This window comes from Streptomyces sp. URMC 127 (assembly GCF_051386535.1).
In the GTDB taxonomy this organism is placed as follows: Bacteria; Actinomycetota; Actinomycetes; order Streptomycetales; family Streptomycetaceae; genus Streptomyces.
The window spans coordinates 1-19,098 of record NZ_JBPQTW010000049.1 but is presented as its reverse complement, the minus strand read 5'-3'; the positions used below and the strand labels follow the sequence as shown (position 1 = coordinate 19,098).

General features: G+C 73.3%; 17 protein-coding genes. 7 read left to right on the top strand and 10 right to left on the bottom strand.

The window, feature by feature from the left end:
• The first annotated feature begins 41 nt into the window (after positions 1-41).
• From ACSNOH_RS13865 to ACSNOH_RS13840, 6 genes are all read left to right on the top strand, one after another.
• Positions 42-506 carry a hypothetical protein gene (locus ACSNOH_RS13865; protein WP_436721591.1) on the top strand — a complete coding sequence of 155 codons (465 nt, stop codon included), beginning with the start codon at positions 42-44 and terminating at the stop codon, positions 504-506.
• Between the two features lie 98 nt (positions 507-604).
• Complete coding sequence (locus ACSNOH_RS13860) at positions 605-2,005, top strand: hypothetical protein (protein ID WP_436721590.1); 1,401 nt, start codon at positions 605-607, stop codon at positions 2,003-2,005.
• Between the two features lie 98 nt (positions 2,006-2,103).
• Entirely contained in the window at positions 2,104-3,360 is a 1,257-nt protein-coding gene (locus ACSNOH_RS13855) for an AAA family ATPase (protein WP_436721589.1), read from the top strand.
• Positions 3,357-4,685: a vWA domain-containing protein gene (locus ACSNOH_RS13850; RefSeq protein WP_436721588.1), complete on the top strand. Its 1,329-nt coding sequence runs from the start codon at positions 3,357-3,359 to the stop codon at positions 4,683-4,685. The genes ACSNOH_RS13855 and ACSNOH_RS13850 overlap by 4 nt, the downstream gene beginning before the upstream one ends.
• Positions 4,686-5,120: 435 nt before the next feature.
• Positions 5,121-6,200 (top strand): NucA/NucB deoxyribonuclease domain-containing protein, encoded by a 1,080-nt coding sequence (locus ACSNOH_RS13845; RefSeq protein ID WP_436721587.1) that lies wholly within the window; start codon positions 5,121-5,123, stop codon positions 6,198-6,200.
• A gap of 48 nt (positions 6,201-6,248) precedes the next feature.
• Positions 6,249-6,839, top strand: a complete 591-nt coding sequence (locus ACSNOH_RS13840; RefSeq protein ID WP_436721586.1) for a hypothetical protein — start codon at positions 6,249-6,251, stop codon at positions 6,837-6,839.
• A gap of 4 nt (positions 6,840-6,843) precedes the next feature.
• Here ACSNOH_RS13840 and ACSNOH_RS13835 read toward each other — a convergent pair whose 3' ends face one another.
• From ACSNOH_RS13835 to ACSNOH_RS13790, 10 genes are all read right to left on the bottom strand, one after another.
• Complete coding sequence (locus tag ACSNOH_RS13835; RefSeq protein ID WP_436721585.1) at positions 6,844-7,761, bottom strand: ROK family protein; 918 nt, start codon at positions 7,759-7,761, stop codon at positions 6,844-6,846.
• The gene (locus ACSNOH_RS13830) at positions 7,758-8,531 is read right to left on the bottom strand and encodes a shikimate dehydrogenase family protein (protein ID WP_436721610.1); all 774 of its coding nucleotides are present in this window, start codon (positions 8,529-8,531) and stop codon (positions 7,758-7,760) included. The genes ACSNOH_RS13835 and ACSNOH_RS13830 overlap by 4 nt, the downstream gene beginning before the upstream one ends.
• A gap of 209 nt (positions 8,532-8,740) precedes the next feature.
• Positions 8,741-9,238: a MarR family winged helix-turn-helix transcriptional regulator gene (locus ACSNOH_RS13825; RefSeq protein WP_436721584.1), complete on the bottom strand. Its 498-nt coding sequence runs from the start codon at positions 9,236-9,238 to the stop codon at positions 8,741-8,743.
• Positions 9,239-9,287: 49 nt separating this feature from the next.
• Positions 9,288-10,724, bottom strand: a complete 1,437-nt coding sequence (locus ACSNOH_RS13820) for an MFS transporter (protein ID WP_436721583.1) — start codon at positions 10,722-10,724, stop codon at positions 9,288-9,290.
• Positions 10,712-12,127 (bottom strand): sulfate adenylyltransferase subunit 1, encoded by a 1,416-nt coding sequence (locus tag ACSNOH_RS13815; RefSeq protein WP_436721582.1) that lies wholly within the window; start codon positions 12,125-12,127, stop codon positions 10,712-10,714. The genes ACSNOH_RS13820 and ACSNOH_RS13815 overlap by 13 nt, the downstream gene beginning before the upstream one ends.
• A gap of 2 nt (positions 12,128-12,129) precedes the next feature.
• Entirely contained in the window at positions 12,130-13,044 is a 915-nt protein-coding gene (cysD, locus tag ACSNOH_RS13810) for a sulfate adenylyltransferase subunit CysD (RefSeq protein WP_436721581.1), read from the bottom strand.
• Positions 13,041-13,634 (bottom strand): adenylyl-sulfate kinase, encoded by a 594-nt coding sequence (gene cysC / locus ACSNOH_RS13805; RefSeq protein ID WP_436721580.1) that lies wholly within the window; start codon positions 13,632-13,634, stop codon positions 13,041-13,043. Before cysC ends, cysD begins: the two co-directional genes overlap by 4 nt.
• Positions 13,631-15,343, bottom strand: coding sequence for an FAD-dependent oxidoreductase (locus tag ACSNOH_RS13800; RefSeq protein WP_436721579.1), 1,713 nt, complete (start codon positions 15,341-15,343; stop codon positions 13,631-13,633). The genes cysC and ACSNOH_RS13800 overlap by 4 nt, the downstream gene beginning before the upstream one ends.
• 25 nt (positions 15,344-15,368) lie before the next feature.
• Positions 15,369-17,009, bottom strand: coding sequence for a carbamoyltransferase family protein (locus ACSNOH_RS13795; RefSeq protein ID WP_436721578.1), 1,641 nt, complete (start codon positions 17,007-17,009; stop codon positions 15,369-15,371).
• Positions 17,010-17,159: 150 nt separating this feature from the next.
• Complete coding sequence (locus ACSNOH_RS13790) at positions 17,160-18,212, bottom strand: methyltransferase (RefSeq protein WP_436721577.1); 1,053 nt, start codon at positions 18,210-18,212, stop codon at positions 17,160-17,162.
• Positions 18,213-18,690: 478 nt separating this feature from the next.
• Between ACSNOH_RS13790 and ACSNOH_RS13785 the strand changes: the two genes are divergently transcribed.
• On the top strand, positions 18,691-19,062 hold the full coding sequence (locus ACSNOH_RS13785; RefSeq protein ID WP_436721576.1) for an MmcQ/YjbR family DNA-binding protein: 372 nt from the start codon (positions 18,691-18,693) through the stop codon (positions 19,060-19,062).
• The last annotated feature ends 36 nt before the right edge of the window (positions 19,063-19,098 follow it).

Below are 19,098 nucleotides of genomic sequence, written 5' to 3'. Positions count from 1 at the left end.
GCGGCCGGTTCGCCGGGTGGTGGGCATGACAGCATGTGGTCATGCCCACCATCCCGCACCGCGACGGCGATTACGCGATCACCACCCTCTACTCCGTCCCCGACGACGCCTGGTACCTGGAACTCGGCCTCACCGCCGGACAGCTGACCCTGGTGACCGCGATCGTCCCCGACGAGGACCCGGCGCGGGAGCCGACGGTGTGCTTCGAAACCCACGGCCGGCACGTGGACGTCCCGTACGACGTCATGCGCTGGTTCATGGAGCAGGTCGAGGAGGAGATCCGCACGTCGCGCGCCTGGATGCGGCTGCGCCCCGAACTCGTCGCGGTCATCCACGGATTGCGCCAGGAACATCTGGGCGTCATCGATGACGACGCGTTCGCCCGTGTTCTGGCGGAGGTGCGCGCCGCGGTGCCCGAGGCCGACCTGCCCGCCGTTCTCGCGGCCGCCTTCGGCAGGAGGCCCGACGGCACCACCTTGGACCAGGCGGCCCTGGAGGGGATTTAAAGCCTTGGCAGGCGGGCGGCGGGGCGCGCTACGATCACCGTGATGACTACTCCTTCTGGTGACAGATTGGGGGCCCCGTCCGCGCAAGGTGAGTGCTGATGCTCACCCAAGCCGCGACAGGGGATTCCCGCCTTTCCTTCTGGCTGCGCGTGCGCGAGTTCGCCGTGCCGCCCGCAATGATCGAGACTGCGACCGCCCGCCGCCGTGCCGGTGACTGGGCGGGGGCGTGTGCCGCCGCAGGGTTCGATGCCGACCTCGACCTCCGTTCCGTGGCGCGTGGCTACGGGCGGGAACTCGCGGCCCGTGTCCGGGCCGATCTCCGTCACCTGGCGCCCGACCTGCTGCGCTGGCACATGCCGAGGATCGCTCCCGACGGGCTGCTGCGGCCGGGGCTGACCGTTGCTCTGGCCCGGTACGACAGGCCGGTACGGGGTGGTGACGCCTGTCCGCTGCAGCTCGTGGTGCGGACACCGCCCGCCTGGGCGGATGCCGGACAGCGGATCAGCCTCGCGCTGTGGGACGGGACGCACGCCGGGCCGGGCGCCTCCCGTCACCCGCACCCCCACCCCGACCGCCGCTTCCGGCTCGACCTGCACCGTCACTTGTGGGACGCGCGCAGGGCCGGTGAGCTGCGGGCACGGTCCGGAGCAGACGGTCCGCAGCCGCACTTGCCGGAAGCGGTGGCAGCGGTGGCGGTGCCGCAGGGGTATCGCTGCGCCGTCGGCCGCTGGGCGGCCGAGGCGAGGATCCTGCTCCGCGCCGAGAGCCGTTCCGCCGGCGCCGTGGCCGTACGCCTGGGCTCCCGCCACCGGCTGGTCCTGGACGTGCCCGCCGGCGGGGACGGTGCTCCCTCGCCCGCGCTGCGGGTGACGGCACCGGACAAGCCCGGTGACGTCTCCGCGCTGCCCCTCCTGCCCGACGCGGCGGTCTGGGCGCTGCCCGACCTGGAGCTGCTCCGTGCCGGTGCGATCGACGCCGGCCGGCTGCACCCGCTGGTCGCCCAGGCGCTGATGCCCGGTCACACGCCGGCCGGTCCTCCGCCGATCGCGGACGGGCCGGGACGGCCGCGCATCGTGGAGTGCCGCGGAGCCCGGCACCGGATCGGTCTGGTCGACGGAGTGCTCGTCCCGCTGGACCACGACCCGGCCGAGATCCGGCGGGAGGAGCTGCTCGTCGCGCTGACCGGCACGCCCCTGCCGTGTCTGCGGGCGATCGACGAGGCCCACCGCCGCCCCGACTGTCTCAGCGGCGTCCGCGAACGCCTCGACCACGGGGACACGGCCGGCGCCCTGGCCGTCGTCGAAGGCCTGCTGGGCCCCGAGGCGCTGCTGCGCTCCGGGGCACTGCGGGACGAACTGGAGGCGGCCGCGCTCCGGCGGATCACGTACGGGCTGTACAGGGCAGGCCTGATCGGCTCCGGGCCCGGCCACACCCGCTCCGACGACCGGCGCCGCGAGCGCCGAGGGGACCGCCGTCGTCCCCGTGCTCCTCGTCCGTAGGCCACTCACCGACTCGTCACGTCACTCGCTCCCCCGCTCGGGGAACCTGCGCTCCCCCGGCCTCCCGGCTCTCCCTCAGCTCACAGGTGATCACACACATGCATCCTTCCTCTGATTCCTCTCCTTCCTCCCCTTCCTCGCAGCTCGACGTCGCCGCCGAACTGCTCGCCATGCTCCGCGACACGACCACCGAGCCGCGCCCCGACGACCAACTGGAGGCCCTGACCCTGGCGGTGGCCGCCGACCTGCCCGTCCTCCTGTGGGGAGAGCCGGGCATCGGCAAGACCGCGGCCCTGACACAGCTCGCCGAGTCCCTGGACCTGCCGCTGACCACGGTGATAGCCAGCGTGCACGAGCCGTCCGACTTCTCTGGCCTGCCGGTCGTCGGGGACGACCCCGCCGAACAGGGCATCCCGATGGCCCCACCGGACTGGGCCGTGCGTCTGGTCCGGGCAGGCCGGGGGCTGCTTTTCCTCGACGAGCTGTCCACCGCGCCGCCCGCCGTCCAGGCCGCCCTGCTCCGGCTCGTGCTCGAACGGCGGATCGGCGCGCTGCGGCTCCCGCCCGGCGTCCGGATCGTGGCCGCCGCCAACCCGCGCTCCTCGGCCGCCGACGGCTGGGAGCTGAGCCCGCCGCTGGCCAACCGTTTCGTCCACCTCCAGTGGGTCCACGACCACGAGGTCGTGGTGCGCGGTCTCGGCGGGACCTGGCCTCATGCGACGCTGCCGCGGCTCGACCGGGAGAAGCTGCCGGCGGCCGTGGACTTCGCGCGCCGCGCCGTGTGCGGGCTCCTCGCCGCCCGCCCCCGGCTCGTGCATCAGCTGCCCGGCAGCGAGACGCGCCGCGGCGGCGCCTGGCCGTCGCCCCGGAGCTGGGAGATGGCCGTGTTCCTCGTCGCCTTCGCGACCGCGGCCGGCTCTTCCCGGGAGGTGCTTTCCCTGCTCGTCCGGGGCACTGTCGGGGACGGTCCGGGGCTGGAACTGCTGGCGAGCCTGGACCGGATGGACCTGCCGGATCCCGAGACGCTGCTCGCCGATCCGGCCGCGGCCGCCCTGCCCGAGCGCGGGGATCTGCGCCAGGCCGTGCTCGACGGCGTGGTCGAGGCGGTCCGCAACCGCCCGGAGAAGGCCCGGTGGGACGCGGCGTGGACGCTGCTGGTCCGCGCGGTGGAGACCGGGGCGCCGGACCTGGTGGTCGTCCCCGCGACGACCCTCGCCACGCTGCGCCGCGACGGCTGGGACGTCCCGGCCACGATCGAGGGGCTCGCGGGAGCGGTGGCCCTCTCCCGGCGTGCGGACCGCGCGGCGCAGCAGGCGGCGGCCCGGATCGCGGCCACCGCGCAGGCGGGGCGATGACGGGGGAAGCACGGCGGCGGGTGGCCGGGGTGGCGGGCGCCCCGAGTGCCGCGGGGACGTCGAACGCCTCCGGGGCCGTACCGGACGCGCCCCGGAGCCTCGACCGCGACAAGCTCTTCGCCGCCCGGCTGCATGCCGCCCGGGCCCGGCCGTATCTGGCGTCGGCCCTGTTCGCCCTGCACACCGTCGAGTCGCGGCAGGTGCCGACGATGGCGGTGGACCGGTACTGGCGGTGCTACGTGTCGCCGGCGTTCGTGGACCTCACGCCCGTGGAGGAGCTGGCCGGGGTGTGGGTGCACGAGGTGTCGCACCTGCTGCGCGACCACCACGGGCGCAGTGACCGGGTCGCGCGGGAGCGCGGGCTGACCGGCCCCGGGGACCGGTTGCGGATGAACATCGCCGCGGACTTCGAGATCAACGACGACGTGTTCGGCGACGGGCTGGTCCGTCCCGAAGGCGCCGTCGAGCCGGCGTCGCTGGGGCTTCCCGCGGGGGAGCTCATGGAGGACTACCTGCGGCAGTTCCGTCTCGGAACGGCCATGGGGGACCTGGCCTGGCTGGACTGCGGCAGCGGCGCCGACGGCGTGGAGCGGGAGTGGGAGCTGGGGCCCGGCGGGGCGCACGGGCTCAGCGAGCAGGAGCGGGACGCGGTCCGGTTCCGGGTGGCGCAGGGCATCACCGGCCGCCCGGGGGACGCCCCCGCGGGATGGCGGCGCTGGGCGGAGGAGGCGTTCCACCCGCCGCAGCCGTGGCGGGAGTTGCTGGGGGCGGCGGTGCGTTCGGCGGTCTCCGGTTCCGGCGCGGGCGAGGACTACACCTACGGCCGGCCGTCGCGGCGCTCCGCCGGGGTGCCCGGCGCCGTGCTGCCGAGCCTGCGGCGGCGGCCGCCGCGGGTCAGCGTGGTCATCGACACGTCCGGCTCGGTCAGTGACGCCGAACTGGGCAGCGCGCTCCTGGAGGTCACGGCGATCTCCCGGGCCGTGGGCGGCCGCCGCGACCTGGTCACGGTGGTGCCGTGCGACGCGGCGGCGCGCATCGCGCACCCGCTGTGCCGGGCGGAGGGGATACCGCTGGTGGGCGGCGGCGGTACGGATCTGCGCACGGGCTTCGCGAGGGCGCTCAAGACGCAGCCGCGGCCGGATGCCGTGGTGGTCCTGACGGACGGGCAGACGCCCTGGCCGGCCGGTCGGCCACCATGCCGGACGGTGGTGGGCCTGTTTTCCCGGCAGCGGCAGCGACAGCGGTCGTCATGGCAGGAGGACGACCCCGATTACGTGCCGGACGCGCCTCCCGCGTGGGCGAGGGTGGTGCGCATCGGCTCCTGACCGGCAGCGGCAGTCAGCAGCGGCGCCACCGGGACACACAGGCTCACCGCCGCGGCATGCCGCACATACCGCGCACACCGAAATGACCCCGGTGGCGGGCCTCGCCCCTGCGTCAAGTTTCAGCCAAACGCAGGGAGGTTGCGTAAATCTCCGCGGGTTCGCCGGGCGTCCCGCCCGATCGCCGCGCCCGCCCCGATCGCAGCGCTCGCGCCGACGGCCTGCGGAAACGATTCGCGCCACGCAAACCTTAAATCCGGCTATTTTTCCTCCACTTGAGCCCGTGCAGCCGCGCCTGCCAGTGCGCTTTCTTGTTTTCGCGGTGCCCCCACCAGTCCCGTCGTGAGCCGGGCGCACCCCCGGTAGCATGCTCGGCCTGTTGTCGTGCACACGATCGCGCGGTCGTTTTCGGCCGCGCGCCGACTCAAGGGGGAACTCTTGGCAGCACGCAGAACACTGCTGGCGGCCGCGGCCGTAGGAGCACTGGCGCTCGGCGTCACCTCGCCGGCCGCCGCCGCCCAGGGACAGGAGAAGCAGCAGACGAGGATCGAGATCCGGGAGGCCCGGCCCTCGGAGATACCCCAGGACGCCGCGCTGAACGCTCAGGCGGCCGGGTGCCGGATCGGGGAGCAGGTCTCCGACCGCTTCTCCTCCTGCGCCGAGAAGTATCTGATCGTCTCGATCGTGGAGGTTCCGAGCGGCAGGATCCTCGGCACGGCCCTGTTCGACGCGAAGAACAAGACGAGGCTCAACTACAAGTCCGCCACCTGGGAGCAGGAGGCGGTGCTGAAGATGGTCAGGTCCTTCGGCGTCGCCAAGTTCGGCACGATGGCCAGTGCCGAGGTGGACTGCAAGGCGTCCCAGGGCAACGGCTGCACATCCGCGCCCGGCGTCGTCGGACCCAAGGTCTTCTGGGGCCTGTGGGGCGGCACGACCAACACGTACACGTTCAAGGTGACTTCCCCGGGCAACGCCCTCGTGGGGCACGCACCGCAGACGAAGGTGACGGTCAGCCACCCGTCCAGCCCGGAGAAGGCCCACTTCACCCTCGGCAACATCGCTCCGGTCCGGTGCGACAGCGCGAAGAACATCGGCAACATCGGCCGCGGCTGTGTGCACCCGCTGGTGAAGCCGGTCTACCGGCTGAGCAAGGGCGACAAGGCGGTCAAGGGCGTCGCCGAGCACATCGAGGACGCCCAGAAGCACAAGCTGAAGAAGCCCTGGGGCGTCGTGAACAAGGGCTACCCGCTGCACAGGCTGCCCAACGGCGACCTGTCCAGGGCGAACCGGGACACGGCGTGCACGACGGCCGTGAAGAACCGGTACAAGCCCAAGAGCTGCGACGAGTACCCGTTCGCGGGCAGCTACGAGGGCGCGGCGCTCAACCCGGACTACTCCACGGCTCCGGTGCCGCTCAGCGAGAACCGCACCGAGGGCGGGTTCAAGTACCGCGGCCGGTTCATCATGCAGAACCGGGTCCTGGACTACGATGAGTTCTGGGTAGAGATCACCAAGTAGGCACAAGTAGGCAGCCGAGTAGGCGCAGTCCGGAGGATGGAGCGGGTCGTGCCGGACCTGATCGGGGCCGCCACGGCCCGCTTGTCCGTTCCCGAGGGCCAGTACGCGATCCTGGACCCCGGGGCGGAAGACGCGCAGGACAGCATTCCCGATCCCGGCGAGCTGGCCGCCACCGGCCTGTTCGCCGCGGGCACCGACGGGGCGCTGGTCATCACGGGCACGGACCACGGGGAGATCAGCATCGGCGTGGAGCTGTGGAGCGGTGCTCCCCCCGTCGACGACACCGCGTGGGAGGACATCGCCGAGGACAGCTACACCGCGACCGGGGCCGCGCAGGTGCACAACGTGGAGGGCCGGCCGGCCGGGCTGCCCGACCTCGCCTGGTCCGGGCCCGGCACGTACCGGATGCGGGTGAGCGTGCGCGGCCGTGACCTGGGCGCGGACGACGACGGTGGCGGATACGACGACGGCGGGTACGACGACGGCGGGGCGTACGACGGCGGCGCGGACGCGAGGCGTACGGGTCCGGTGGAGGAGCACCTGATCCAGGTCTGGCCCGCACCGGTGGCCCCGCCGCAGGCGCTCAAGCTGACCGACGAGCTGGGGGAAACCTGGCGCAGCGAGGCCGCCGGCGGCTAGGGGGTCAAGGCCGGGCCGGTGCCGGTCCGCGGGCCAGGAGGACCGCGCCGTCCAGGGACGACAGCGCGCCGAGCGCGGCGGGCCGGAGGAGGATCTCCGGTCCTTCCGGCCGTTCGAGCCGGCGCACCTGTCGGGCGACCTCGTCCACGTAGCCCGGCAGGCCCGCGGCGAAGCCGCCGCCGACCGTCACGAGGCGGGGGTGCACCAGTTCGCACAGGCTCACGACAGCGGCGGCGAGGGCGGCGGCCCCCTCCCCCACCGTTTCCCGGGCCCAGGGCTCCGCGCCCTGCCAGGCCTCGCGCAGGGCGTCGAAGCCGGTGTCGCGGCCGAGGCGCCGGGCGGCGCGCCGGAGGACGGCCCGTCCCGAAGCGACGGACTGCACGCAGCCGTTCCGGCCGCACTCGCAGCGCTCCCCCGCCCTGTCGACGATCACGTGCCCGACCTCGCAGGAGCCCCGCTCCGTACCGGGGCACAGGACGCCGCCGAGCACGATGCCGCCGCCGATGCCCGTTCCGACGCCGACGTGGACGAGATCGGGGCAGGCCGCGGCACCGGCCTCGGCCAGCGCCGCGAGGTCGCCGTCGTCCGCCAGGCGCACGTCCGCCCCCGGCCACAGGCCCGTCAGCTCGCGCAGGAGATCGAGGCCCTGCCACGAGGGCCGGTTCGGCCAGCCGCGTACGCGGCCGGAGGCCTCCAGGGTGGCGGGCACGGCGACGCCCACCGCGGTCACCGGGTCATCCGCCGGCGCCGGGCACAACGCCTCCGCGGCGGCGGCGAGAGCGGCCAGATCGGCGGCCGCACCGCCGGTGGCGGGCCACTGGAACACGCTGTGCACCGGCGCCGGTCCGGCGCCGGACCGGGAGGCGGGCTCCAGCCGGAGGGCCGCTTTGGTGCCCCCCAGGTCGACGCCCAGGACGCTCACGCCGGGCCCGCGGGAGCGCCGGAGCCGCCGAGCCGGAAGAACTCGCGGTAGAGGGGCAGCTGTTCGGTCAGTGTCGGCTCTCCGTAGTGCACGGGGAGACCCGCCTCCTCGGCGGCGCGGAGCAGCGCCGTGCGGCGCGGCTTCATGACGATGTCGGCCACGACCGTGCCGGCGGCCAGGCCCGCCGGGTCGAAGGGCAGCGGGTCGCCCGGGCGCATCCCCATGGGGGTGGCGTTGACGGCGATGTCGGCGGCGACCGGGCCCTTCGTGGCCGCGATCCTGCCGGGCCACCGTGCGGCGAGCCGGCCGGCGAGGCCGTCCGCGCGGGCCCGGTCCCGGTCCCAGACGGCGACGTCGGCTCCGGCCCCGAGCAGCGCTACGGCGATGGCGCTGCCCGCGCCGCCCGCTCCGGCCTGGCAGACGCGCGCACCGCGCGGTTCGTAGCCCGCCGCGCGCAGGCCCCGGACGAAGCCCTCCCCGTCGAAGTTCTCGGCCAGCCAGCGCCCGTCGGGTTCCCGGCGCATCGCGTTGGTGGAGCCGCTCAAGGCGGCGGCGGGGCCGACCTCGTCGGCGAACCGCAGGCAGGCAGCCTTGTGCGGGACGGTGATGAGCAGTCCGTCCAGGTTCATGGCCTGCCGGAGCCCCCGGAGGGCCTCGGTGAGGCCCTCCGGGCGGACGTGGAGGGGGACGAGGACGGCGTCGGTGCCGATCCGCCGGAAGAGGGGGTTGAGCAGGCCCGGCGCCCGTACCTGCCCCACGGGGTCCCCGATGACCGCGAACAGCCGTGTCGTCCCGGAGATCTCCGGGCCCGTGCCCGGGGCAGGGCCCGGTACGGACCCTGCTACGGATCCCGGTACGGACCCTGAGACGGGTTCCGGTGCGGGTCCCGCTACGGATCCCGGTGCGCGCTCCGGTGCGGAGTCGCTCATGCCGCTCGCTCTCCTTCCCCGGCCGGAGGCACCGGCCGGCCCGGTGTTCCTCAGCGCAGCCAGGGCACGTCGGCCCCCTCGCGGTCCAGCCCCTCCTCGATGGCCCGGCAGATGCTGCTCAGCTGGCCGGCCTGTTCCGGCGTCAGGCTGTCGAAGACCGCTCTGCGCACGGCGGCGACATGGCCGGGAGTAGAGCGCGCGACCATCTCCCGGCCGCTGTCCGTCAGGACGGCCTCCTGCCCCCGCCGGTCGCCCGGGCAGGCCTCGCGGCGCGCCCAGCCGAGCTTCTCCAGGCGGGAGACCGCGTGCGACAGCCGCGGCCGGGTGATCTTGGCGCGGCGTGCCAGCTCGCTCATGCGCATCCGCCGGCGCGGGTCCTCGGAGAGCAGCGCGAGCAGCCCGTAATAGAGGTGCGGGATGCCCGCCTGGCGCTGGAAGCAGCGGTCCAGGTAGTCCTCCACCAGCCGGGTGGCGTACACGAAGTTCCGCCAGGTGTGCTGCTGCTCTTCGGTGAGCGGGCGCGGCACGCAGGGCGCGTCAGAGCTCACGCGGCCTCCTGATGCCGTGCGCCGTCCATGATGTCGTGTCGTCCACGGATCACCCGGAGGTCTGCCGGGACTTGGGCAGGAACACGATGGCGAGCATGCTCAGCACGATGATCACACCGGAGACGAGGAACGCGCGCCCGTAGCCCTCGGCCAGCGCTCCCGGCCCGCCGCCCGCACCGTCCGTGCGGCTCGCCGCGACCGAGGCGAGGACGGACAGCCCCAGCGCGCCGCCCATGGTGCGCGAGGTGTTGGCCAGCCCGGCCACGAGCCCCGATTCGGACGGACCCACGCCGGAGGTGGCGAAGACCGCCAGCAGCGTCATCATCAGGCCCGCGCCGAAGGAGAAGGCGATGCCGGGCCCCAGCAGGGTGCCCAGGAACGTGCCGTCGGCCCCCATGGCCGACTGCCAGAAGAACCCCGCCGCCGTCAGCGCACCGGCGAGCGCCAGCAGGACGCGCCCCTCGACCAGGCGCATGATCCGGGGCGCGAGCTGGGCGGAGAGGATGATGGAGGCGGTGTGCGGCAGCAGGGCGAGGCCGGTCTCGATGGCCGAGTACTCCAGGACGTTCTGCATGTAGAGCGAGAGGAAGTACCACATCGCGTAGAAGGCCATGCCGCTGACCACGGTGATGACGTTGGCCACGGACACCGACCGCACGCGAAAGATGCCGAGGGGCGTCAGCGGTTCACGGGCCCGGCGCTCCACGGCGACGAAGGCCACGAGCGCGGCCACACCGGCGAGCAGGGGCACCAGCGCCCGCGCCGAGCTCCAGCCGTGCGCCTCGCTCTGCGAGATGCCGAAGGCCAGGCTGCCCACGCCCAGCGTCGCCAGCACCGCTCCGGGCAGGTCCAGCCGGCGCGCCGCCCCGTCACCGCTCCTGTTCTCCGTCAGCCACACCGCCGACGCCACGATCACGACGAGGCCCAGCGGAACGTTGATGAGCAGGACCCACCGCCAGGACAGGTAGTCGGTCAGCAGACCGCCGATGAGGCCGCCGGCCGCGCCGCCTCCCGTGCCCACCGCCGTCCACGCGGCGACGGCCCGGACCCGGCCGCTGCCCTCGGGGAACGTCGTCGTGAGGATCGTCAGCGTCGCGGGCGACAGCACGGCCGCCCCGATGCCCTGCAGCGCCCGGGCCACGATGAGCATCCACGGGGACTGGGCAACGCCGCCCAGCAGGCTCGCCGCCGTGAACACCCCGAGCCCGAGGAGGAACACCTTCTTGCGGCCGAAGAGATCGGACGTCCGGCCGCCCAGCAGCAGGAACCCGGCGAAGGTGATGACGTAGGCGTTGACCACCCACTGCAGGCTCGCTTCACCGATGCCCAGTCCCGAACGGATGGACGGCAGAGCGACGTTGATCACGGAGACGTCGAGGATGACGACGAACTGCCCTACGCACGCCGCCAGTACGGCCACCCACGGCGGTCCCGCACTGCGGTGTCCGGTCCGGGAGGTTTCCAGCCCGGAAGTTAAGTGTGACATGGCACGCCATCCTCCTCAGTGTGCGCCTGCCGATCAATCGGCCCACCGGTCCTATGAGCGTCATCCTTCAGAACTAGGCCTTCCGGAAAGGGTGTTCGGCGCGGTGCGGTGAAGCGAGTGTCGATCACACCGGCGGTGAGGGTGGTGCCGTCGGAGGGGTCGATGAGGAGGAAGGAGCCGGTGGTCCGGGAGGCGGCGTAGGAGTCGGGGGCGAGGGGTTCGGCGGTGCGCAGGGTGATACGGCCGATGTCGTTGGCGGCGAGCCGGCCGGGGCGGGGGTGCTGGGAGAGGTCGTCCAGGGTCAGGCGGGAGGGAATGTCCTGGACGAGGGCTCGGACGGTGCGGGTGGTGTGTTTGAGCAGGACGCGCGCGCCGGGGAGGAGAGGCCGGTCGGTGAGGTGGCAGACGGTGGCTTCGATGTCGCGGGTGACCGGGGGTGCGCTGTGGGTGGGGGCGATGAGGTCGCCGCGGGAGATGTCGAGGTCGTCGCTGAGGCGGAGGGTGACCGACTGGGGTGCCCGGGCCACGCCGACGCTGTGACCGAGGGCGTCGATGGCCTCGATCGTGCTGGTGCGGCCCGAAGGCAGGACGGTCACCGGCTCGCCGACGCGCAGGACGCCGGAGGCGATCTGCCCGGCGTAGCCGCGGTAGTGGGGGTGAGCGGTGTTCCGGGGGCGGATGACGTACTGGACGGGGAAGCGGGCCGGGTCGGCGGTGGGGTCGGTGACGACGGGCACCGTCTCCAGGTATTCGAGGACGGTGGGGCCGCCGTACCAGTCCATGGGGCGGGAGGGGGTGACGACGTTGTCGCCGGCGAGGGCGGAGACGGGGACGGCGGTGATGCCGGGGACGCCCAGGGAGCGGGCGTAGGCGGTGAATTCTCCGGCGATCGGTGCGAAGGCCGACTCGTCGTAGCCGGCCAGGTCCATCTTGTTGACGGCCAGCAGGATGTGCGGGACGCCCAAGAGGGCCGCGACGGCGATGTGGCGCCGTGTCTGTTCGACGACGCCGTTGCGGGCATCGACGAGGACGACGGCGGCCTGGGCGGTGGAGGCGCCGGTGACCATGTTGCGGGTGTACTGCACGTGGCCGGGGGTGTCGGCGAGGATGAAGCGGCGGCGCGGGGTGGCGAAGTAGCGGTAGGCGACGTCGATGGTGATGCCCTGCTCGCGCTCGGCGCGCAGGCCGTCGGTCAGCAGCGCCAGGTCCGGGGCCGACGCGCCGCGGCTGCGGGAGGCGTGCTCGACGGCTTCGAGCTGGTCGGCCGGCACGGACTTCGCATCGTGCAGGAGCCGGCCGACCAGGGTCGACTTGCCGTCGTCGACCGAGCCTGCGGTGGCGAAACGCAGCAGCGACGTCACCGCCGTGGTCGTGTCCGCCGTGGTCGTGTCCGTGGCGGTCATGGCTAGAAGTACCCCTCGCGCTTACGGTCCTCCATGGCGGCTTCTGACAGCTTGTCGTCCGCTCTGGTCGCACCCCGCTCGGTCAGCCGGGAAGCAGCGATCTCCGCAATGACCTCCTCCACCGTCCCCGCACCGGAATCGACCGCACCCGTGCAGGACATGTCACCGACCGTGCGATAACGCACCACACGACGCAGCGTCCTCTCACCGTCCCGCGGACCACCCCACTCCCCGGGCGCCAGCCACATGCCGTCCCGGGAGAAGACCTCCCGCTCGTGCGCGAAGTAGATCGAAGGCAGGTCGATCTTCTCCCGGGCGATGTACTGCCACACATCCAGCTCCGTGAAGTTCGACAACGGAAAAACCCGCACATGCTCACCGGGAGCGTGGCGGCCGTTGTAGAGCTGCCACAACTCCGGCCGCTGCCGGCGCGGATCCCATCCCCCGAACTCATCCCGCAGCGAGAACACCCGTTCCTTCGCCCGCGCCTTCTCCTCGTCCCGCCGCCCACCACCGAACACCGCATCGAAACGCAGCGCCGTGATGGCCTCCAGCAGCGGCACCGTCTGCAGCGGGTTACGGGTCCCGTCCGGCCGCTCCCGCACCCGCCCCGCATCAATGGCCTCCTGCACCGACGCCACATGCAGGCGCAGCCCGTGCTCGGCGACCACCCGGTCCCGGTAGGCGATCACCTCGGGGAAGTTGTGCCCGGTGTCCACGTGCAGCAGGCCGAACGGCAGCGGCGCGGGCGCGAACGCCTTCAGCGCCAGGTGCAGCATGACGATGGAGTCCTTGCCTCCGGAGAACAGCAGCACCGGCCGCTCGAACTCCCCGGCCACCTCCCGGAAGACGTGCACCGCCTCCGACTCCAGCACATCCAGATGCGTCAGCGCGTAAGGACTGTCAGGAACGCTCACGCCAGCCCCCTGCCCACCAGCAGCGCATACAGCGCCCCCGCCGACTCCTCCGCACTGCGGCCGTGCGCCTCGATCCTCAGGTCCGGATCAGCCGGAGCCTCGTAGGGGTCATCGACACCCGTCAGCCCCGACAGCTCGCCCGCCGCCTGCCGCGCGTACAGGCCCTTCACATCACGGGCCGCGCACACCTCCACCGGCGTGGCCACGTGCACTTCCAGATAGGCGGTGCCGGAGCTCTCGTGGCGTTTGCGTACGGCCTCCCGGCTGTCGGCATAGGGGGCGATGACCGGCACCAGGGCGACGATGCCGTTGCGTGCCAGCACTTCGGCGATCAGGCCGACGCGCTGCACGTTCGTGTACCGGTCCTCCCGCGAGAAGCCCAGGTCCGCGCTGAGGACCGCACGGTTTTCGTCGCCGTCCAGCACCTCCACCCGCCGGCCCTCGCCGCGCAGCCGCTGGGCCAGTGCCCGGGCGATGGTCGTCTTGCCCGCGCTCGGCAGGCCCGCCAGCCACACGGTGGCTCCGGGCCAGCACGTGCAGAAGGGGTGGGAGGAGTGGAAGGCGTGCGAGAAGGAATGAGAGGTGGTCATCCGTCGCTCCCGGTCGGGCGAGTCGTGGTGGACGCGATGGGTGCCCGGTCCCGCACGGGCAGGGACAGGATGCTTCCCACGGCGGAGGCGAGGAGTGCGCGGGCACGCTCCGGGCCGGGCGGTTCCTGACGCGTCGTGCGCCAGGCCACCATGCCGTCCGGCCGTACGAGCACGGCTCCGCCCGGCCCGGTCCCGCAGGTCGCCGTGAACGTCGCGGAGGGGTCGCGGAGGTCACCGCCTGCGGCGGCCACGTGCAGGCCCCGTAAGGGGACTCCGGTCGCGTCGGCGAGGCGGTCGGCGGCCCGCGCCCAGACGGGGTGGGCCGAGAGGAGGACGAGGCGGCCGTGGCAGAGGTCGAGTGCGGAGACCTCCGTGCCCCCGGCGGTGCGCAGCCACAGGTGCGGGAGCCGGGTTCCCGGTTCTGCCGCCAGGGCGAAGGTGCCGGGGAACGCGGGGCCGGGCGGGGCGCCGAGGACGGCCGTGGAGCGGTAGCGGTATCCCATGATCAGCGTCCGGGGGTCGCAGCGGGCGGCGCCGCCCAAAGCCTCGGGGGGTACGCCGTCCAGGAGCATGGACTGCTGCGCCGTCGCGCTTCCCACGGGCCGGCGCTCCTGGTCGTAGGTGGCGAGGAGGCCGGGGCCCGCCCACGCGCCGGTGACCGCGGCGAGCTTCCAGGCGAGGTTGTGCGCGTCCTGGAAGCCGACGTTGGATCCGAAGCCGCCCGAGGGCGGGTGCAGGTGCGCCGCGTCGCCGACGAGGAAGACCGGTCCGGCGCTGTAGCGTGCGGCGATGCGGTGCCGGGCCCGCCAGTGGAAGACGGTGCGTATCTCCGCGTCGGCGTGTTGGTCGCCGATCGCGGCCAGGACCAGGGCGCGGCAGGTCCGCTCCGTGTACGTGCCGTCCGGCTCGGCGAGCGCGGGGTCGTGGTCGACCGCGGCGCACCAGTGGCCGGGGGTGTTGAGTTCCATCACCGCGCCGTCGAACCCGGGATTGCGGATCATGCACATGAAGAACCTGCGGGTCCGGTCCCACGCGTCGGGGGCGGCGCGGAAGAGCACGCTGACGCGGTGGGCGAGCGTTCCGTGCCCCTCGCGGGGGATGCCGACGCGTTCGGCGATGCTGCCGTGGGCGCCGTCGGCGGCGACGACGTACCGGGCGTCGACGGTGTAGGCGCGTCCGGTGGCAGCGGCGCGGATCCGGGCGCGGGCCCCGCCGGGGTGCGTGTGCAGGCCGGTCAGTTCGTGCCCGAAGCGTACGTCGGCGCCGTTGCGGGCGGCGGCCTCGGCGAGCAGGGGTTCCATGCGGTCCTGGCCGCACCAGAAGGGGGCGCAGGGGCCGGGTACGGCCAGTTCCTCCTCGCCGGTCTCCAGCACCTCGGCGTGGTGCAGGCCGGCGAGCGACGTGGCGCCGAGGACGACCCTGGGCAGGAAGCGGCCGGGGTGTGCCCGGGCCCGGGGGTCGTCCTCGCGCACCACTTCGAACCCGGCCCGGCGGATCTGCTCCTCCAGGCCGGCTTCGCGGAACAGCTCCATGGAGCGCCGGCTGACGTGGGTGGCGCGCGGTACGGCGGAGGTGGTCGCGTGCCGTTCCACGAGCAGGCACCGCACGCCGTGGCGGGCGAGGAAGAGGGCCGTCGCGAGGCCCGTCGGCCCTCCTCCGACGACGAGCACGGGGACGTCCACCGCTGGGCTCTCCTCCCTGCCGGGCATGGCCGCTCCTGCCGGGAATGGCCGCTCAGGCTTTCGTCGCCAGCCGGTCGCCCACCACCAGGTGGTCGAGCCGCATCCCGGCGAAGGCCTCGACGGCGTCCTCGGGGGTCTCGACGATGGGCCGGCCGGCGACGTTGAAGGAGGTGTTGAGCAGCACGCCGCAGCCGGTGAGCTCCTCGAACCGGCCCAGCAGGGCGTGCACCTTGGGGTTCTGCCCGGCGTCCAGGGTCTGCAGCCGTGCGGTGCCGTCGACGTGTGCGGCGGCCGGTACGGCGTCGGGCCGGGTGACGCGGGCGACGATGAGCATGAAGGGCGAGGGCTGGTCGATGTCGAAGTAGTCCCGGGCGCGTTCCTCGCGGACGACGGGGGCGTAGGGGCGGAACCATTCGCGGTGTTTGACGTGGTCGTTGAGGTGGTCGCGGACCGAGGCGGGGTACGGGGCGGCGAGGATGCTGCGGTGTCCCAGCGCCCGGGGGCCGAACTCGGAGCGGCCGTCGAACCAGCCGATGATCTTTCCTTCGGCGAGCAGGGCGGCCACGCGTCCCGGCAGGTCGTCGGGGGTCTCCACGGTGAAGCCGGAGGCGGCGAGGGCGGCGTCCGCCCGGGCGGTGGGGTAGGCGGGGCCGAGATACGCCGTACGCAGCGCCGGGAGGCCGGTCAGGGGCCTGCCCTCCAGCTGGTGGAGGCCGTAGTAGGCGCAGCCGAGGCTGATGCCGTTGTCTCCGGCGGCCGGTACGACGAAGACGCGCTCGAAGGGGGTTTCGCGCAGGATGCGGCCGTTGGCCACGCTGTTGAGGCCGACGCCGCCGGCGATGCACAGGTCCGTCAGTCCGGTGCGGCGGTGCAGCTCGTTCGCGCAGTGCACGAGGGCGCGTTCGAGGACCTCCTGGGCGGCGTGGGCCAGTGCCGCGCGGTCGTCGAAGTCCCCCGATGCGACGAGGCGTTCGAAGACGTGGTTGACCTTGCTCGCGGAGATGCTGACGCCGCCTCCGGGGAGGAGGGTGACGAGCTCGGCGACCTGGTCGGTGAAGCGGTCGTCGCCATAGGGGGCGAGGCCCATGGTCTTGCCGTCCTCGCTGACCGGGTAGCGGGTCTTCGGTCCCGTGTAGGACAGGCCCAGGGCGAGGCTGGCCGCGCGGTAGAAGTGGCCCAGGGAGTTGTCGGTCTCCCCCGGCTGGTAGTAGGCGCTCTCGGAGGCCGCGTCGACGAGGTGGGCGCCGCTGACCCGGTTCACGAGGCGGATCCCGGACTCGTCGGCGGTGTAGCCGCTGATCGTCTCCGCCTCGCGCGGGCCCGGCCCGTCCTTCCGGCCGGTGACGAGGCTTCCGGAGTTGTCGCAGACGAGCACGGCGGCCCGGGTCATGCCGGAGGCGCCGAAGGCGCTGTAGGCGTGGGCGAGGTGGTGGTTGACGACCGTCGCGCGCTTGCGGAAGGAGTGGTAGAAGGGGCGGGGCACGAGTTCGCAGCAGACCACGTGGTCCACGTCCTCGGCCGTGGTGGCCAGGGCGTCGAGGCAGGCGCGGCGGCTGACGCCCGCCAGGAGGTCCGCGCCGAGCCCGTACTTGCTGCCGACCAGGCGTTCCTCGTCGACCGCGACCAGCTCCCGGCCGTCGGTGGCGCAGGAGGACCAGTCGTGTCCGGAGCCCCCCAGACCCAGCACCGTCATAGTGTCGATACTCCTTACAGGCGTGGTCGGATGCACAGGCGGATACACAGCGGACGTGCAGACGGTGCACAGCAGACGCGCAGACGGTGCACAGCGGGCACGCAGACGGTGCACAGGCGTGGCCGGATGCGGGCGGGCGCTCCGTGCGGGTCAGGCGCGGCGGATCTCCACGATGCGCAGCGGGCCGGAGCCGCAGGGCAGCGAGCGCTCCACAGTCAGGCCGGCCTTCTCCAGCAGGGTGGCGAACTCGCTCTCGGACCGTTCGGCCCCGCCCACGAGGACGAGGAGGAGCAGGTCGACGAAGAGGGTCGAGGGGGCGGGCTGTTCGTCGATCAGGTTGTCGATGACCAGGAGCCGGGAGGCGGGTGTCATGGCGGCGGCGATCCGGCGGAGGATGCGCAGGACGTCCTCGTCGTCCCAGTCGTGCAGCACGTGCTTGATGAGGTAGAGGTCGGCGCCGGCGGGGATGGTGTCGAAGAAGTCGCCGGGAAGGACCTCGCAGCGTTCGCCGAGGCCCCGGTCCTCCAGCAGGGCGCGGGCCTCTCCGGCGACCGAGGGGCGTTCGAGGAGGACGCCGCGGGCGCCGGGGTTGCCGTCGAGGATGGCGGCCATGAGGCTGCCGCGGCCGCCGCCGATGTCCACGACGGTGTCCCGGCCGGAGAAGTCGTAGGCGCGGGCGACCTGCCGGCTCTCGGCGAGGGACACCGATCCCATGGCGTGGTTGAACAGCTCCCGGGCCTGCGGGTCCTCCTGGGTGAGCTGCCAGAAGGAGACGCCGTTGGCGACGTCGAAGGAGGCCTCGCCGGTGCGGACGCTGTGCGCGAGCCGTTCCCAGGCGCGCCAGTGCCAGGGGGCGGCCTGGAAGCGGGCGTCGGTGGCCACGGGGCTGGTGGGGTCGGGCAGGAGCACTTCGGAGAGGGCGTTGTGCCCGTACAGGTCGTCGTGGCCGAGGCTTTCGAAGATGCCGGAGGCGGCGAGGAGGCGCAGCAGTCTGCGCAGGGTGGGCTCGTGGGCGCCGGCCGCGGCGGCCAGGTCGGCGACGGTCCGGGGGCCGTCCCGAAGGAGCGCGGGCAGGCCGAGCTCGACGGCCACGTGGATTGCGCGGGCCTTCCAGGCTCCTTGCAGGATGTCGTTGACGGTCTCTTCGGCGGTGGCGCGGGCCTGGTCTCGGGCCTGGTCGTCGTGCGTCCGCTCCGCAGTCATACGGGGGTTCCTCCACTGGGCGTTCGGGACAGGCGGCGGGGTCCCGGCGGGGCCGGGCGGCGAACGGGGCCGGGAGCCGGCGGGTGAAAGGGCGCGGGGAAGCCTGCGGGGCCCGGAACCACCGGTGGCCGGCGGCGGGGCGGCGAGGCCGGAGCGCGGCCCGCTCGGGTGAGGGTGAGGGAGTGACACGCTGAGGCGCGCGGACACCGGGGCTGCGACCGGGCAGCACCGGGAGGACGAACGGGCCCGGACAGGCGTGCGGGCCGGGAAAACTCTCGCAACGCGCGCAGCGGCGCGTCAAGGACGCCTCCGTCGGTGATCCGGCACGGGCCGGAACTCCCCACCGGGTTTCGGCCATCGTGGATCAGCGGCCGTGCCCGGGCGCACCGCGCGCACCGCACGGCCCTACGCTGGCGGTCGGCCCCGCCCGCCCCGCGCGGGCGGAACAGCCGCCCGACCACCGGAAGAAGGAGCGTCCATGACCCCGCAGGAACTGTCGGATTTCGCGCTGGAGCTGCCGGAGACGACCGACGACGAGGCGTTCGGTCCCGGGGCCACGGTGTTCAAGGTGGAGGGCAAGGTGTTCGCGATCCTCCAGGACCCGTCCGGGGAGCGGCCCGCCCAGGTCACGCTGAAGTGCGAGCCGGATCTGGCCCTGCACCTGCGGGAGCAGTACGCCGCCGTGGAGCCCGGCTATCACGTCAACAAGCGCCACTGGAACACGGTTGTCCTGAACGGGACCGTTCCCGTGGAGGAGGTGCGGGAGATGGTGGAACACTCATACGACCGCGTGGTGTCGGGTCTGCCGAAGGCGGCCCGCGATCGCCTGCGCCTGCTGCGCGCGGCCTGATCCCCGCCCCTTTCACCCCTCCGCCCCTCCGCATCC